The organism is Nostoc sp. (assembly GCF_036917935.1).
Taxonomy (GTDB): Bacteria; Cyanobacteriota; Cyanobacteriia; order Cyanobacteriales; family Nostocaceae; genus Nostoc.
On sequence record NZ_JBALEL010000068.1, the window covers coordinates 78,175 to 94,018 of the forward strand.

Consider the following 15,844-nt stretch of genomic DNA (forward strand, 5'->3'; position numbering starts at 1 on the left):
CCTTTTGAGATGCTAATCTCACTGATGATGCCAGCTGTTATAACCTAGCAGCACATAAAGCAGCACCAATTAGGCCGACTTGCGAGTTGAGGATAATATACACCGGGATCTCTTCGAGGAGGCGGCGCATCCTACCTTTTTGAGTGAAATTTAATAAGAAAGCGCTATTTTGGATTAAGGACAGGATTTTGGGCGCAATTCCACCAGCGATGTATAAGCCACCGTAAGGTAAGAGTTTCAGGGCGAGATTGCCGGCTTCTGCACCGTAAGCGTCTATAAATAATTGCAAAGTTTGTTCACAGAGGCGATCGCGTTTTTCTAGTGCAGCCGTACCAATGACAGCACCAGGATCAACACTTTTCTCTTCCTGTCCCGCTTCTTGTTCCCAAGTTCTGACGACTTGGGCAATATCTGGTGATTCGGTGGCAAATTTGCGATCGCGCAAAAATTGGTAAATTGCCACAATTCCCATTCCAGAAACCACACGTTCCACAGAAAGGCGCTGGATATCATGTTTACCCAGCAGGTATTTCAACAGTTGAAACTCGATCTCGTTCCGAGGGGCAAAGTCAGCGTGTCCGCCTTCTGTGGGAAAGACTTTATATTCGTTTCCTTGTTTAATTAAAAATCCTTGCCCTAAGCCAGTACCAGCACCAATAATTGCAATCGGGGCTTCGGGTTGAGAATTGCCAACTTGCAACGTGTGCAAGTCTTGTTTTTGTAAACCTAAAATGCCGTAGCCAATCGCCTCAAAGTCGTTAATCAAAGAAATGTGCGGAATACCCAATTCTTCTTGTAAACGTTCGGTATCCAGGAACCAGACTAAATTGGTTAGCTTGGCAGTATTTTTGACAATGGGCCCGGCGATCGCAAAACAAGCCTTTTCTGGTATTGGTGTATTAGCTTTGAGCAAAAACTGCTGCACTATGGGTACTAAATCGGGAAAATCAGCACTGTGGTAACTTTCCTGATAAATAGTATGTAAAGCTTGTGAATCTGATGTTTCCACCAATTGCAGAATGGTTTTCGTCCCGCCGATGTCTCCTGCTAGTAATAAAGTCATAGAATTTATTCGCGAATTAATTACTTTTTTTGTAGGACATACCCAACGTACCAGAAGCCATGAACGCAAATCTCTATCAAAGGTTTAAGCAAATCGAATAACTTCTTCTATGTGGGTTAAATGGGAAGTATCTCCCGTTAGTTCTAATAACCATTCTGGGTCTTGGCGTACCACTTTTACCAGAGAACACAAAGAAGCTTTAACTTCTGTTTTGGCAATTTCCCCCACTAGCCCCATTGCTCCGCCCAACACAGATGCGCCATGTGCCACTAGCAGGATATCCTCTGGGAAGAACTCAGTAGCTAAACATCTAGCGGTTTGCCCAGAACGTTCTCGCACTTTTTCGTGAGTTTCAGGAAATTTGGCGGCGATGCGCGAGGTATAGCTGGTGTCAATTCTGGGGAATAATTTTGCTAATGCTGGAGTTGAGAGTCTTTCGGGTTCTTCCGTCATCCAAACTGGATTTAGCCATTCACTCAAGCCTGTTTCGAGTTTGATCGGTAAGTTGAGCATTTCTGCAACTGCGTTTGCCGTTTGTACGGTTCGCAGGAAAGGAGAAGCGAAAATATGACCAATCTTTTCTTTTTTCAAGCGCCTTGCTAACTGCTGTGCCTGTACCATACCATCATCAGACAAGGGTGGATCGTAGCGTCGTTCGGCGGTGAGAAACCAATCAGGGTTTACGAAGTCGAGGCGGTTAGCGTGTCTTGCTATCCAGATTATTTGACTCATAAGTTTAATCATTCCGGTGAATAGAATTCGCCGCTAAACAAATATATAGATATCTGCAAGGAGGGCTATAAATATTAATATATTATGACAAAATTGTAATAATTTTTAATAATGCTAATGATTAGGAAAAGTTATCAGTGGTGTCAGTGTAGTTTTTCTTAAAGCCTTTTTAGCCAAGTCTCTAAAGCAATATCAACTATAGTAATCTGCTGAAATGTTTAGGATTGCGATAGTCATATTTTGCTTATAGCCTTTGTCGCCATTTTTCTAAAGCTACATCAACTAATCCATTTAGAGAATCATAGTTCTCAAATTTATATGTATTAAGTCTTCCGCCCCCGATAACATGAACAAATTCATTTACATCAATTTCTAGTAATTGTCTTTCCTCGTATGTTAAAGGCTCCGAATTATTAAGTTTCCTAGCTATTCTGTTTCTATCTTTATGATGTAGGTTCATGCTTTTATATCCTTTATGATCCTTAGAACCTTTATTTGCTACTATTTCATTCATTATTTTTACTCTATTTGAAAGTGTCTTTTTGGATAAATTCATCTTTGCACCAATTCCACTTGGTACATATCCCTCTAACAAAGCATTGCCTTGCCAATCTGTCCAAATCCTTGCTCTACTTATGCGATCACTACTATTATTTTTTAAACCTAACCATAAAAATATAATTGGTATTCCTTTACTATCAAAGTAAAACTCAGCGCAGAATTTACTTGTTTTACTATTACCATTTCCATATCGCAAACTAACAGCAGAAGACATTTCTTCCATCCGTTTATCAAAACTAAGAATCTTTTGACGAATTTTTAATATTCCTTCTTGTTGTTCAGAAGAGCATTTACCTAGACGGTTCATCAGTCCTCTAGAAGGCGGAGGTATATCTTCATTTCTCTCTCTGTTCTGATGAGGAATTTCTATTTTTGAAACTTTATCATTATCTAAATCCAAATTTTTTATTTGGAAATAATAGTTAAGCTCGTCTGCTAAAATAGTAAATTCAAAAAAATCGATAGATAAATGATGATATTTTTTGTCTATAAAATTATCTCTATGAAAATTAGGCTTAATTGCTATCAAGCTAATAGGTTGTTGATAGTCTATTTCATCTTGTAAAGGTTTTACTTCCTGTAAAGCGTCATAATATCGAGTTAGCTGCTGAACAATATATCTATCTTCAGCATTTTTCAATTCCAACACCACTAACTGTTTATTTTCTCTCAATGCTAAAATATCGCAAATTTGACCATTAACATAATATTGTCGCTTTAGTGGAATTAACCCGAAAAGTTCCTTTAAATTCGCCCAGACAAAATCTTCTAAATCAGCTTCAGTCGCAAATTTCCAACTATTACCAGTTTTTATTAAATTCACGAAATCCATTATCTCGCTCTGACTTCAGTAAATTACTACTTTTAGTATTCCCAAAGCTAGAGAGGAGTTTATACTATTGCTTATATAGCAATTATTAGTTGAGTAGGTACTGAACCCCACCCCCAACCCCCTCCCCGCAAGCGAGGAGGGGGCTATGATGTTAGGAAAAGCTATAACTTTAACCATCCAAATAGTTGCCCTACAGTTAATTGAAAGCCGCTAACTAAATCGGGAACTGGTAATATTTCTTGTTCTGCTTGTAAAAGTTCTGGTTGCTGCTTTGGTGGATAGACTAAAACAGAACGATCGCCTGGATCAATTAACCAACCTAAACGACTACCATGTTTTAAACAATGTAGAATATTTCCGGTTACTTTAGTCTGGCTTTGATCTGGCGAAAGAATCTCAATTGTCCAGTCTGGATGTGTCTTGAAGACATTCGCCACATCCCCACGTTCATCTATGGGAATCCGTTTCCAAGCAAACACAGCTACATCTGGCACAATTGAACGTCCGCCAAAAGTACACCGCAATTCTGGGAAAGCAAGGGCAATTTTTCGACTTTCAACTACTTCATTGATAGCAATAAGTAGCTCACCTCGTAATATGCTATGTTTTCCTTGGGGCATTGGCTTTTGAATAATTTGACCATTGATGTATTCTGAGCTAGGCTTTGTTTCTGGTAGTTTTAAAAAATCCTCTAAAGTTAGGGGTTTAGTTGGTGATTTTACCATCTGCTTGTACCTCCCAAGTTGTCATTTAATTAATTACCCTAAATAAGCTTTTTTAACTCGCTCATCACTGATTAATTCTGATGCTGCACCGGTTAAGGTAATAGAACCAGCTTCTAAAACATAACCGCGATCGGCAATTTGTAATGCCAGATTAGCGTTTTGTTCAACTAACAAAATAGTCACGCCTGTAGCCCGGAGATTTTCAATAATAGAGAAGATTTCTCGGACGATCGCAGGTGCTAAACCTAAGCTAGGCTCGTCTAAAAGTAAGAGTTGTGGTTTACTCATTACAGCACGTGCGATCGCTAACATTTGTTGTTCACCACCGCTGAGGGTTCCTGCTAGTTGATTGCGTCTTTGTGACAAGCGGGGAAATAGCTCAAATTGGCGCTGAATATCTGCCTTTATCTCAGCTTGATTGGAGCGAATATAAGCACCTAAAAGTAAATTATCAAGTACTGTTTGCCGCGCTAATACTCTCCGTCCTTCAGGACAATGGGCGATACCAAGTTGTACAACCTCATGAGTTTGGCGGCGGGTAATATTATGTCCATTATAGATAATTACGCCACTCTTAGGATTAACTACTTTAGATATGGCGCGGAGTGTAGTCGTTTTTCCAGCACCATTAGCACCAATTAGAGTAACTACCTCGCCTTTTTGAATAATTAAATTAATCTTTTTTAAAGCTTGGATGCCGCCATAATTAACATCAAGTTCTTGAACTTCTAAAATTGTATAGTTTGGTCTACTATCGGCATTCATTGGCGGTTTACATCCAGAAATGTTGATTCAAAACCTAACATACATCAATCATACATTTCTTAAAACAGTGCGTAGGCGTACCCATCGTAGACATTGCTGAAACTTCAAACCAACGCCATAATACCGCAATCTTTATGATGTACTATTAATTACTGATAAAGATATAAAGTGTCCTGTGGCAAAAGTAGCAGATATTGGTAGCAAGCGACTAATTAATTTAGCTCCCGATGCATGGGTAAAGTGGGTAACACAGTGTCCTGAAGTCGTGGCGAAAGAAATTCTCGGCTCTGAATTTCAGTGGATTAGCCGCGAAACAGATGTGTTGGTGAAAGCATACAGTGCCACTCACGGGGATTTTCTAGTAGTAAATGAATTACAACTGCGTTACACGGCACAGATGCCTTTACGGATGAGAGCTTATGCTGCCTTGGCACAAGAACGCTACCGATTGCCAACTTACCCAGTACTGATCAATATTTTACCGCCCCCATCCACCTTAACTATTGTCAGTAGTTACGAGCAAGAATTTTTGGGATTACGTGCCAGCCAAGATTATCGCACGATTAATTTGTGGGAAATCGATGCTGAAATAGTCTTTGGGCAACCACTACCATCGTTGTTACCCTTTGTGCCAATCCTGCGAGGAGGGGGAGAGGTATCAGTTGTGCAACGCGCACTACAGGCGCTACGAGCAGATGCACAGTTGAACGAGTTAGAATCATTGCTGGCATTTTTTGCTAGCTTTGTGTTAGACACGCCTTTAGTGCAACAAATCATGAGGTGGGATATGGCAGTATTGCGAGAATCGCCTTGGTATCAGGAAATTGAGCAAAGAGGTATTCAGCAGGGTGCGCTACGGCAGCTAATCCGGGTATTGGAACAACGCTTTGGTGAAATTCCCCATGAGGCAGAAATAAGGCTTGAGGGCAAGAATGTGGAGCAATTAGAAACTTTAATGGATAGCGCGATCGCTGTGAGTTCTTTAGACGAGTTTTTGGTAGTTTTGTCTACGTAAATTCATTCATTTCCCAAGTAAGCTTCAATTACAGCCGGATCATTTCTGACAACTGCGGGTTTACCCAAAGCAATTAATTGACCAAAATCTAACACAGCAATGCGATCGCACAAACCCATAACCAATGGTACATGGTGTTCTATAAGAACGATCGTCAAATTGAAGTCATTGCGAAGGCTGCGAATAAATTCACTCAATTGCTGCTTTTCGTTGGGGTTCATCCCCGCCGCCGGTTCATCGAGAAGTAAAATTTGTGGTTGTAATGCTAAAGCGCGGGCAATTTCTAACCGACGCTGATCGCCGTAGGCAAAGTTTTTGGCTTTTTCGTCAGCGCGATCGCTTAATCCCACCAAATCTAATAAATCTAAAGCTTTTTGCTTAGTTTTCAATTCTTCACTAGGTGCTGGTGGTAATCCCAAAACCCCTGTAATCATATTACTTTTAGTGTGTAAATGTCGGGCAATTATCACATTTTCTAACGCCGATAATTCCCCAAATAAACGAATATTTTGGAAGGTACGAGCTATTCCTAAAGCAGCAATTTGATGGGGACGCAGTTGGTAAATTGTTCCACCTTGATAAATTAATTGGCCGCTAGAAGGAGGAATGAAGGCAGTAATCAAATTAAAGAGTGTTGTTTTGCCAGCACCATTAGGGCCAATCAGTCCAAAAATCTCATGTTTATTTACACTAAAAGATACATTATTTACCGCCACTAAACCACCAAAGCGGCGAGTCAATGCTTTTGCTTCTAAGACAATATTGCTGTTAGTTCCTGGAGTCCCGGATGATATCATGTCCGCCAAATTACCCATAATAAAAGAACCCCACCCCCAACCCCTCCCCGCAGGCGGGGAGGGGAGCTAAAGCGCAGCTTTGGCGGGGTGGGGTTCCGGGTATTATGTTTAATTGCTCGGACATCATGTAAAATTTCTGCATATTATTATATAGTTCACTTTTGGTTTTTCCGTCTTTGAAAAATATCTGGAGTAATTAGCCCTTGGGGGAAAAAGATTGTACCTATTACTATTAGTAAGCCAAAAATAATTAATCTACCATCTCGCAAAAACTGTGCTAACCAATTAGGTAAACCACCAGTATCAGCTAGGCTTCGCAGAATCTCTGGTAAGGCTGTAAATACCATACCTCCGACTACCGGCCCTAAAAAAGTTCTCGAACCACCAATTAAAACGAAAGTTAAATATATAATACTGGCATCAAAAGTACCTTGACGAGCATTCCAGGTATTGAGGAAGTGAGCGCTAATTGCACCTACAACCCCTGCAAGTATAGCCCCTAATGTAAACGCCAAAACTTTGTAATAAGTGGGATCGATTCCCATTGCACCCGCAGCTAATTCATCTTCACGGATAGCGATAAAAGCCCTGCCGACGCGGATGCGTTCTAAACGGTAAAGCAACACCATACTAATTAATAGTAAAGGCAAAGCAATCCATAAATATTCAAGTTGTGTTTGGAAAGGTTGAGGAATACCAAAAATTCCAACAGCACCGCCTGTAATATCCAGATTGAGGGAGATGACACGCAGAACTTCCACAAAAGCGATAGTTGCGATCGCTAAATAAATTCCTCGCAATCTCAATGCTGGAATTCCCACCATTACACCCAATAAGCCAGAAATTACACCAGCAATTAACATTTCCAATAACAACAATGGAATCGGAAATAAACTACTGCTAGATGTTAAAACTTTTGTGGATAAAATTGCTGCAATATACCCACCTAAAGCATAAAATCCTGGACTAGCTAAAGACAATTGTCCTGTCATTAGAGGTAAGTAAAGTGATAACCCTAATAGCGCCCCCAATACCATAGAGACAATTAAAGAAGCGTAAGTAGCGAAGAAATCAGCCATTTTATTTAATATATTTTGATTAAACTTAATCAAACTATCGCTTTTATCAACTATTAAGCTGTTAATATTTGCTCTGCTGTCAGCGTCAGTTCAGGGAAAGTTCTCGATCCAATTAGTTCTGAACCTCTAAACTGTGTGCATTGGTATTTTCCCTCAGCATCTAATAGAAAAACAAACACAGCCGGAACTTTCGGATTTCCCAAATACTCTCTTAGCCCAATTGCCAAATAATCTACAATCCAATATTCTGTAATACCTAAACGTTGATATTCATCTAATTTATCAATATAGTCATCTTCCCAATTAGTTGATGTCACCTCTACAGCTAATTGGATAGGTTCTTCAAGTGCAGCATAAGCAGAACGATTTGATCGCCATTTATCTTTATCTATGACACTTACATCAGGCTTGCGGCCTTCCTCTATGTCATTAGCTGTTATAGTTTTAAAGACTGCTGTGTTTTTTACTACATAATTAAGATTTAGACGTTTAATTTCATCTTTGAAAGAGTCAGCCGTAAAGTCAGCGACATCATCATGATTTCTGGTTGCACGCACTTCTACAATTTCTCCATTCACAAGTTCATATAAACCTTCCTCTGGACAATGTTCTAAAAATTGATCAAAAGTTAATTTTTGTTTAGTGTATGTTTTCATAGCGCTACGTCTCTTTAAACTTTCTGAATAAACCGCCGCCCTAGCAAACCTTGGGGTCTAACTAATAGCATAATAAACAAAATTGCAAATGCTACTGCGTCTTTATATCCAGAATAATCAGCAGGAACAAACGCCTCGACTAATCCAATTAGCAAACCTCCCAACACTGCACCAGGAATACTACCTAAACCACCTAAGACAATTACCGCTAAACCCCGCAATCCAAAAGCAATGCCAAAATATGGCCCTGCAATACTAACACTAGAGGCGACTAAAGTTCCTGCTAATCCTGCTAAAAAACTGCTGATGAAGAATGTTAGGATGATAAAGCGATCGCTATTAATTCCTAACAAACTAGCTGTAGTTGGATCTTCTGCGATCGCCTGCATTGCCTTACCATATTTAGTTCGATTGATAAAATAGGTAAGAATTGCCACAATCACCACTGATACCGTAAAAATTACCACCTGAACACTGCGAATCGGAATTGGGTTTTCTGGACTACCAAAGTTAATCGCAGGTGGCAAATTACCGTAAGTATTTGCGGGGTATGTGTAACTTTCTGCGCCTACTAAATACTGGATTAAATTCACAATTACCACTGCTACCCCTAAGCTGGAAACAACAGTTAGCAAGGGATCAGATCCTTGACGGCGCAGAGGTTGAAAAGCAACACGTTCCATCACTATCCCTACCAATCCCGCTAAGGTACTTCCTAAAATCAAGGCTATAGCAAATGGTAATTTTATCGGCAAGGCTACATTAGCTAACAAGCCATTAAATCCAAAGTTCCCACCCATAAGTGCATAAGTGAAATATGCGCCCAAGGTAAAAATTGCACCATGAGCTAAATTAATGATGCCCAAAATAGAATAAACCAAGGTATATCCTAATGCAAAAATTGCATAGACGCTGCCGATGGATAACCCATTTAATAATTGCTGCAAAAACAGATTAATATTCATCTAGCAATTATTTTAGAAATGTGAATTTACCTTGACTCCCGTCTTTTTCCATTTTGATTTGAGCAACATAGAAATCTTTTTGGACAACTTCACCTATGGGAGTAAAACCAATTTCACCTAGCGGTGTATTGTATCTTCCGAGAAGTATTTGTTTGTTTAATTCCGTCCGCAATTCTGGTAGCTGTAATTTGTTGAATTTGCTCTTTTTATCTAAAGTTTGGAGTGCTTCGACATAAACCTGGACTGCTGCAAAAGCTTGAGCGCTAAATTGGGGTGGTTCTTTTTTGTATTCGTCAGTATAGGCTTTACGAAACGCCGCGTTAATTTCACCTGAATGTTCTGGACTGTAAGCTTGAGCAATCAACACGCCATCACAAAGTGCTTTGCAAACTGGCAATAAGTTCGATGTATTTAGACCATTTCCACCGACAATTAAGCCTTTATAACCAAGTTCCCGCAATTGTCGAATTAAATTACCACCATCAGCAGCCAAGCCAGAAATAATCACCAAATCGGGTTTGAGATTAATCCCATTGGTAGCTTGGCTTTGAAAATCTGTATCACTGGTTTGGAACTTTTGTACTGTTACTAATTCCAGCCCTTGATCCTTAACTGTTTGCTGAAAAATTTCCGTTTCTGACTTACTAAATGCATCATTTTGAGCATAGAAAACTGCAACTTTTTTAAGTTGGGGGTTTTGCTTAAGTGCAGCTTTCACCGAATTAGGCGCAACGATGGAAACTGGTGCCGAAACACGAGCAATGTAATTACCAATTTCGGGAATGTTTTTAGCAGTATTCGATGGCCCAATAATTGGTACTTTTGCACGTTCTCCAATGGGATCAGCACTAAAGGCTTGCTGGGACAAAGTTGGCCCGACAATTCCAATAACTTTATCTTTGTTAATTAGAGTTTGAAAAGCGTTAATGGCTCCTGCTTCATCACCGCTAGTATCTTGAAATACCAATTTAATTGGTGTGCCATTAACACCACCTTTACTATTGAAATACTTCTCGGCCAGTTTTGCTCCAGCGACTTGCTCTTGACCTAGTAATGCCACATTGCTAGTTTGAGCAACAGCAATACCGATAGGAATAGCACCCGACAATGTACCCGTTGTTCCTGTGGTATCGGTTACAGTGTTATTTGGGGTACTATTTGGACTACTATTTGGACTATTAGTTGGAGAATTTGTCACCGTGCTAGTGCCACCACCACAGCCTGTTAGTAGCAAAGCGCAAGTTGATAATAATGCTGTTGTCCGAGCGATCGCGTTGTTCATCGTTGGATAATCATCTAGTTATGAGATATTCGGCAAAAGTATGAATCTGCAAACAAAATTACGCAGATTCATACTTTTGCACGAATTCTATTAAATCATTCTTATTTCACCATGCAAAGACAAATATTCAAAGTCTTTCTAAATACAAATTATTATAATTAGCAATGACCGGAGTCAAAGTCCCCCTTTATAAGGGGGATTTAGGGGGATCTAAAATATTTTGATACCGACAAGAGGACTTTTCAAACAACCTCTTAGGCTATCTCGGCAAAAACTAGACTACCTCTTTTTTTGGCGAAGGTATTGAAGGTATGGATTGTTATTAAGACCTTTTTTGATCACCAGTTAATTCTTTAGGTTCGTAGTGACGGCAACCGTTACATGGGCCTTCGGGATTGACAGCACAGCGCATGTAGCCAGACCGAGCATTAAATTTGCAGCTGATATCGCCAATCAGATAACCCACGCCTTCTAAATAATAGCGATCGCCTTCAACAGGTCTAACGTTTTGCCGTCGCTGCACCACTGGAAAATTCATGGCTGCTTGTCTAAGCCGTAAGCGCGAACGCTGGGTTTTGCGGATCATCCACAGGGAAAACAGGGACGGTAAAAAACCAACGGCAATCACTAAAAGTGTCTTTAACACCTTCTTTTTACCTCTTCTCTGCGCTGATTGATTGTCCCTGATGTTACACTCTGGTTTTACGGAAGTGCAAATATTAGGGTAACTTTGTTTCTTTGCCACTAACTATAGTTGCAAAGAGGCAATGGCAGTGTGGTATCTAGCAATTTTGAGGAATAAGTTCCTTCTGCCACTTCAATCAGCATAACTGCTACAACCTCAAGGGTGAGATGCCGTTGAATGTTGATAATTTTAAGATTTGTTGACTAATACCTTTTTGAACAAGCGTTTTGTGTCAACCTCAGCGTCACTCTTGTTTTTTCTGTGTGGCTGCGATCCTAATCTTTTTTTGGTTTGCTGACGAAGTTGCTGTGCTAGCAGTATGGCTTCCCTTTCGGCTCGAAATAAATCAACTCTTCGCGTCGTCAGAATAAATGAGTCGTCAGGCTTTCGTTTCACCAAAGGGACGCTAACCGTGAAATACTGACAAATATTTTTGTCTGGCTCCTGATTTAGAACCGGGTAACTTTTTTGAGTATTCAGGGTGTTAGCGATCGCTTTCAACTCGAATATCGCTACTTCTAACTCTTCTGCCATCTGATTGATACGTTCGACTTGTGCAATCAAACGCTCACGTTCACTGATGATTTTTTCCTCTTGGGGTCGCAGTGGCACTATCGCAGTAGTTACAGATTTAGGCTGCAACAGCGAAACTTTCCGCAAAATGGGCTTTTTGTCCGTGTCTTGGATTTTTTTCATACTACCTCAAGCAAGGCTAGCTGACTTGTAAGGCATTTTAGCAGTAAATAGTACTCTTGTACTAAAAATATATTTACCTTGAAGATCAGCGATTTTCAAAGTCCTTCTCCCAATCTTGGGAGAGGGATTTAGGGTGAGGGCTTTTGATTCATCCAAGATCATCTGTCATTTGTTACCTCTTTCTTTCAAAGAAGGACTTCGTTAACGCTTCAAGGCAGTGATGGTTCGATTCTCAGCTAAAACTCAACCACGAACGCGCAATGATGTTGCTGAGTTCTAGTTAATCTACCTGCATATAAAGTATATATACAATAAATTTCACTAAATTTGAAGTATTCAAGAGGCAGCAGCCACCTCAAAAGGCATTTCCAATTGGAGACTGAGAAGGAGAGATATATGGTAGGGTCTGTTAGCGATCGCTTCAACATATTCGTAGGAGCAATTCATGAATTGCCCCTACGAATATGTTGAAGAAACTTTAATATTATTTCTCTTGGTTTCTCATCAGATATCACAAAACTTGCCAAGATATTTAAATCTAAATTTGGTAGTAATTCACTTTTGGATATTGACTCATATTTATTACCACGCAGATAATATAAGGAAAACTGATTATTCTGCCAAAACCAAACTTCCGGTACTTCTAAACCTTGATAAATAACTAAATCATCAATTCCCCCACTTGTCACAACCACCTCAATAGCAAGATCGGGAAAAGGTTTTTCCGAATCAAAACAATAACATTCATCTGGCTCTATTCCTCTAGCGGCTGTTTGTTTTCTAAAAGTAGTTGAGCCTAAAGGATAAAAATCAATACCTACTTCTAAAAAATAGGCTTCTAGCAATAAAGCAATAATCTTTTTATTAAACTCATGACGACGGCTAGGGGACATTATTTCTAAAGTACCTTCTAAATATTTCAAGCGATAATGAGAATTATTTGGAAACCCTTGTAATAGTGTCTCATATATATCCCAGCTAACCCCATTCATCAGTAAAATTTGGTCAGAATCAACATTTTTTAATTCTGACTGACTCATTAATTCTTCTAAGCGGCTAAACTTTTCTAGTAATCCTAACATTATCACTGCTCCAAAATTGCTTTAATCTCTGCCATGATTTCAGCTACGTGCCTATCTTTCTCTAAGATATCAGCCACTAACTGCTCAGGCGGTAAATGCTCAAAATCCTGCTGATTATTTGGGCTTTTTCGGTCAATATTATAAATCGCCCAGTAATGCCTCATCATCGTTGATGAAACTTTTCAGGCGATCGCTCGTAAAATTTTCATTAGCTGCCCAATCTCGCCAGCGATAATTAATCTGTTAACTGTGACATCACTTTGTTATATGTGACATTTATCTGCTAACAGTGACAAATAATTAGTTAATGTACAAAAATACTTAAAAAGTGGGTGACGAGGGATTTGAACCCGCAACCAATAGATTAAGAGTCTACTGCTCTACCGTTGAGCTAGTCACCCACACGAATAACAATCATAGCACAACTCTGACAATTTAGCTAGTGCCGTGCCCAAAAAACGAATCAAAAGGGGAATTTGACGGTGAAGGTGGTTTGACCTGCTGCACTCTCTACATAAATTGAGCCGCCTAAATGTCTGACCATTTTCTGCACTAATGCCAATTCCAGCCCCGTGCCGCTATGTTTCCAAGGATCGTGTTTGGAAAGGTGATAGAAAGGCTCAAAAATCCGTGAGAGTTCATTGCTGGTAAGCTCTATTCCCGAATTGGTAATATTAAGCTCGACTGCATCCCCTATCAGGTGAGCAGAGACTGTGATCGATTCCCCTGCTGGGGTGTACTTGCAGGCATGGTTGAGCAGTTCGCTGACAATCCGCTCTAAATCAGTGATATCTGTCTCCAAAGGCGGCAGCGCACGATCGACAGTCAGGTTTAACTGCTGTCGCTGGCAGTTGGTGAGGTGTCGAAAAGACTCGATAATCGGGTGAAGCCAGCTTTGAAAGTCAATGGCAATCAAGGTTGGGGGATCGGGTTCGGCTTCGAGATATGTGAGTGTGAGTAAGTCGTTAATTAACTTGCTTTCTCGCCCACACTCGTTATGCAGAATCTGCAAGAGTTGCGGAACTATTTCTATCTCTAATATTTCTGCTGGTGTGAGGACACTTTCGAGAGTTTGGACTGCAAGGCTAATGCTTGTGATTGGTGTCCGCAGTTCTTGAGACAGAGTTCTGAGAAATTGGTTTTTTAGCCGATCGCGTTTTTCTAGTTCTTTTACCTGTGCCTGGTTTTGTTTATAAAGCTGGGCTTGACGAATCGCGATCGCACATTCATTTGCTACTTGCTGCATTAGCTCAATTTCAAATTCATCAAATGCCTCTTGTGATGGTCTTGTCAACCAAATATTTCCCAAAATCCCTTGAGTATCGAAAATTGGACAAGCCATCTGGGACATAACTAGCAACTTTGGTTGCCATCCCGGTACAATTTCCAAAAATTGCAATGGTTGTTTTTGCAACAGCGGCTGATAAACTTCCAGATGCTCTGCAATCTGTTTGGTTAATCCTTGACACTTGGGTAAGTTAATGCTGTATTCGTAAATAATCGTAACTAGAGTTTGGCAGGTACTGTAGAGTTCGATTTGGCAACGGTCAAGGTTAAGTAACTGTGCTAATTCCTGCGTGAGTGTCTGCAACACCTGAGTTTGATCCAGACTGTCGCGGATTTGTTCTGTCATGCGTCGCACCAAGGCTTCAAAGTTTCGCACCTGCTGCAACTGATTGATCTGCTTTTGCTTCTGTAACTCCATCTTGGCTTTGAGATCCTTGAGCTGCTGATGAAGTTCTGCCTGTTGGACAGCAATGCCGATTTGAGTTGCCAACTGCTTGAGCAAGTCAGTTTCTGTTTGCTGCCATTGACGCGATTCACGGCAATGCTGGGCAATCAATAGCCCCCACATATCTTGCTCTTGGAAAATCGGCACGACGAGATTGGCTCTTATCTGCAAAGATGCCAGAAAATCTCTATGGCAAGGATGCAAGCCGGCTGCATAAATATCTTCGACAACTTGAATGCAACCTCGTCCGTAGTGTTCTGGATGTTTGCCACTGAAGCAGGGATCGGTGATGTTTTTTCCCAACAGTGGATCGCTGGCAGCTACAGTTGATTCGGCAATGATTACTCCACTGCCATCAGCCTCGAAACGATAAATTAAAACGCGATCGCAATTCAAAAACTGTCGCAGTTCAATTGTTGTCTGATGCAGAATTGTCTCTAATTCTACAGATTGGTGAATCCGTCCAGCGATCGCTTCTAGCAGTTGCTCTCGTTCAACCTGGAGTCTAACTGCTTGTTCTGCTTGCTTAACAGGGGTAATATTGCTACTAGTACCAATCAGTCGATAAACCCTAGAGTTAGCATCCTTTAGTGGAGTGAGAGTCGTACTCCACCAAGTGGGAACTTCCTGGAATTGCAAACATTGTTCGTAAGAAATAGTTGTGCCGAAACTTACACAGTCAGCATAATGTTGACGCACCTTGGCAGCATCAATGGGGGAGAGAATATCCTCTGGTTTTTTGCCCCGGAGTTCATCTGAGCGAATCCCTATCCACCGCTCATGAGTTGGATTAAGGGCCACATACCGAAAATCTCCATCCTCCAGAACATCAACTACAAATATTGATGCCTGTACAGAATCGTACATGCTTAGTAGAAACTGCTCACTACTGCTTTTTTCATCTATTTCTGTGCCGAAAAGAATTTGAGGTGGTGATAATTTTGTCAACTCCATAGTTGATTCCACTGGATTTATATTCATACGAGAGTCCCTGTCTAGTATTACTGACTCTTCTAGGCGCTCTCTTGTCGTTAAGCTTGTAGTAGATGCACTATTAGCGCCTATAGCAAAGTATTGTCAGCCGTTGCTCATCGAAATTTTGATCTTTCTCTACTTCTTGTCAGAAATCTAGGAAAGCTAATAGGAGTCAGCTTAACAAAATCCTGCTTTTTGAAGG

Annotated in this window: 16 protein-coding genes and 1 tRNA gene; 1 reads left to right on the forward strand and 16 read right to left on the reverse strand. The window is 40.4% G+C overall.

The features are described 5' to 3' along the window. Positions 1-37: 37 nt before the first annotated feature. The 5 genes from V7K62_RS29955 to V7K62_RS29975 all read right to left on the reverse strand — a co-directional run bounded on the left by V7K62_RS29955 (position 38) and on the right by V7K62_RS29975 (position 4,678). A complete protein-coding gene (locus V7K62_RS29955) occupies positions 38-1,063 on the reverse strand; it encodes a glucokinase (RefSeq protein ID WP_334870647.1) in 1,026 nt (341 codons plus the stop codon). A gap of 84 nt (positions 1,064-1,147) precedes the next feature. Beyond that, a complete protein-coding gene (locus tag V7K62_RS29960; protein WP_334870649.1) occupies positions 1,148-1,795 on the reverse strand; it encodes a histidine phosphatase family protein in 648 nt (215 codons plus the stop codon). Positions 1,796-2,039: 244 nt separating this feature from the next. Further along, positions 2,040-3,179: an endonuclease NucS domain-containing protein gene (locus V7K62_RS29965; protein WP_334870651.1), complete on the reverse strand. Its 1,140-nt coding sequence runs from the start codon at positions 3,177-3,179 to the stop codon at positions 2,040-2,042. A gap of 170 nt (positions 3,180-3,349) precedes the next feature. Continuing rightward, positions 3,350-3,913, reverse strand: coding sequence for a Uma2 family endonuclease (locus V7K62_RS29970; protein ID WP_334870653.1), 564 nt, complete (start codon positions 3,911-3,913; stop codon positions 3,350-3,352). Between the two features lie 33 nt (positions 3,914-3,946). Continuing rightward, complete coding sequence (locus V7K62_RS29975; RefSeq protein ID WP_334870655.1) at positions 3,947-4,678, reverse strand: ABC transporter ATP-binding protein; 732 nt, start codon at positions 4,676-4,678, stop codon at positions 3,947-3,949. A gap of 175 nt (positions 4,679-4,853) precedes the next feature. Between V7K62_RS29975 and V7K62_RS29980 the strand changes: the two genes are divergently transcribed. Then, positions 4,854-5,693 (forward strand): Rpn family recombination-promoting nuclease/putative transposase, encoded by an 840-nt coding sequence (locus tag V7K62_RS29980; protein WP_334870657.1) that lies wholly within the window; start codon positions 4,854-4,856, stop codon positions 5,691-5,693. A gap of 2 nt (positions 5,694-5,695) precedes the next feature. Here the strand turns inward: V7K62_RS29980 and V7K62_RS29985 are convergent, their stop codons facing one another. The 11 genes from V7K62_RS29985 to V7K62_RS30035 all read right to left on the reverse strand — a co-directional run bounded on the left by V7K62_RS29985 (position 5,696) and on the right by V7K62_RS30035 (position 15,648). Beyond that, the gene (locus V7K62_RS29985) at positions 5,696-6,508 is read right to left on the reverse strand and encodes an ABC transporter ATP-binding protein (protein ID WP_334870658.1); all 813 of its coding nucleotides are present in this window, start codon (positions 6,506-6,508) and stop codon (positions 5,696-5,698) included. Positions 6,509-6,645: 137 nt separating this feature from the next. Further along, positions 6,646-7,569 (reverse strand): branched-chain amino acid ABC transporter permease, encoded by a 924-nt coding sequence (locus V7K62_RS29990; RefSeq protein ID WP_334870660.1) that lies wholly within the window; start codon positions 7,567-7,569, stop codon positions 6,646-6,648. A gap of 53 nt (positions 7,570-7,622) precedes the next feature. Further along, positions 7,623-8,225, reverse strand: a complete 603-nt coding sequence (locus V7K62_RS29995) for a Uma2 family endonuclease (protein ID WP_334870662.1) — start codon at positions 8,223-8,225, stop codon at positions 7,623-7,625. Between the two features lie 14 nt (positions 8,226-8,239). Further along, complete coding sequence (locus V7K62_RS30000) at positions 8,240-9,190, reverse strand: branched-chain amino acid ABC transporter permease (protein ID WP_334870665.1); 951 nt, start codon at positions 9,188-9,190, stop codon at positions 8,240-8,242. A gap of 7 nt (positions 9,191-9,197) precedes the next feature. After that, positions 9,198-10,472, reverse strand: coding sequence for an ABC transporter substrate-binding protein (locus V7K62_RS30005; protein WP_334870667.1), 1,275 nt, complete (start codon positions 10,470-10,472; stop codon positions 9,198-9,200). Positions 10,473-10,794: 322 nt separating this feature from the next. Next, complete coding sequence (locus tag V7K62_RS30010) at positions 10,795-11,118, reverse strand: DUF6464 family protein (RefSeq protein WP_334870669.1); 324 nt, start codon at positions 11,116-11,118, stop codon at positions 10,795-10,797. Between the two features lie 228 nt (positions 11,119-11,346). Then, positions 11,347-11,853, reverse strand: coding sequence for a hypothetical protein (locus V7K62_RS30015; protein WP_334870671.1), 507 nt, complete (start codon positions 11,851-11,853; stop codon positions 11,347-11,349). Positions 11,854-12,296: 443 nt separating this feature from the next. Next, complete coding sequence (locus V7K62_RS30020; protein WP_334870673.1) at positions 12,297-12,935, reverse strand: Uma2 family endonuclease; 639 nt, start codon at positions 12,933-12,935, stop codon at positions 12,297-12,299. 2 nt (positions 12,936-12,937) lie between these two features. Beyond that, complete coding sequence (locus V7K62_RS30025) at positions 12,938-13,102, reverse strand: hypothetical protein (RefSeq protein ID WP_334870675.1); 165 nt, start codon at positions 13,100-13,102, stop codon at positions 12,938-12,940. 162 nt (positions 13,103-13,264) lie between these two features. Next, positions 13,265-13,336: transfer RNA gene (locus tag V7K62_RS30030), tRNA-Lys, on the reverse strand. Between the two features lie 62 nt (positions 13,337-13,398). Beyond that, on the reverse strand, positions 13,399-15,648 hold the full coding sequence (locus tag V7K62_RS30035) for a sensor histidine kinase (RefSeq protein ID WP_334870677.1): 2,250 nt from the start codon (positions 15,646-15,648) through the stop codon (positions 13,399-13,401). Positions 15,649-15,844: the final 196 nt, after the last annotated feature.

Excerpts from the sequence above, each read along its gene's own strand:
- V7K62_RS29955 (WP_334870647.1), bottom strand. The coding sequence starts at position 1,063 with ATGACTTTATTACTAGCAGGAGACATCGGCGGGACGAAAACCATTCTG.
- V7K62_RS29960 (WP_334870649.1), bottom strand. The coding sequence starts at position 1,795 with ATGAGTCAAATAATCTGGATAGCAAGACACGCTAACCGCCTCGACTTC.
- V7K62_RS29970 (WP_334870653.1), bottom strand. The coding sequence starts at position 3,913 with ATGGTAAAATCACCAACTAAACCCCTAACTTTAGAGGATTTTTTAAAA.
- V7K62_RS29975 (WP_334870655.1), bottom strand. The coding sequence starts at position 4,678 with ATGAATGCCGATAGTAGACCAAACTATACAATTTTAGAAGTTCAAGAA.
- V7K62_RS29985 (WP_334870658.1), bottom strand. The coding sequence starts at position 6,508 with ATGGGTAATTTGGCGGACATGATATCATCCGGGACTCCAGGAACTAAC.
- V7K62_RS29990 (WP_334870660.1), bottom strand. The coding sequence starts at position 7,569 with ATGGCTGATTTCTTCGCTACTTACGCTTCTTTAATTGTCTCTATGGTA.
- V7K62_RS29995 (WP_334870662.1), bottom strand. The coding sequence starts at position 8,225 with ATGAAAACATACACTAAACAAAAATTAACTTTTGATCAATTTTTAGAA.
- V7K62_RS30000 (WP_334870665.1), bottom strand. The coding sequence starts at position 9,190 with ATGAATATTAATCTGTTTTTGCAGCAATTATTAAATGGGTTATCCATC.
- V7K62_RS30005 (WP_334870667.1), bottom strand. The coding sequence starts at position 10,472 with ATGAACAACGCGATCGCTCGGACAACAGCATTATTATCAACTTGCGCT.
- V7K62_RS30015 (WP_334870671.1), bottom strand. The coding sequence starts at position 11,853 with ATGAAAAAAATCCAAGACACGGACAAAAAGCCCATTTTGCGGAAAGTT.
- V7K62_RS30020 (WP_334870673.1), bottom strand. The coding sequence starts at position 12,935 with ATGTTAGGATTACTAGAAAAGTTTAGCCGCTTAGAAGAATTAATGAGT.
- V7K62_RS30025 (WP_334870675.1), bottom strand. The coding sequence starts at position 13,102 with ATGATGAGGCATTACTGGGCGATTTATAATATTGACCGAAAAAGCCCA.
- V7K62_RS30035 (WP_334870677.1), bottom strand. The coding sequence starts at position 15,648 with ATGAATATAAATCCAGTGGAATCAACTATGGAGTTGACAAAATTATCA.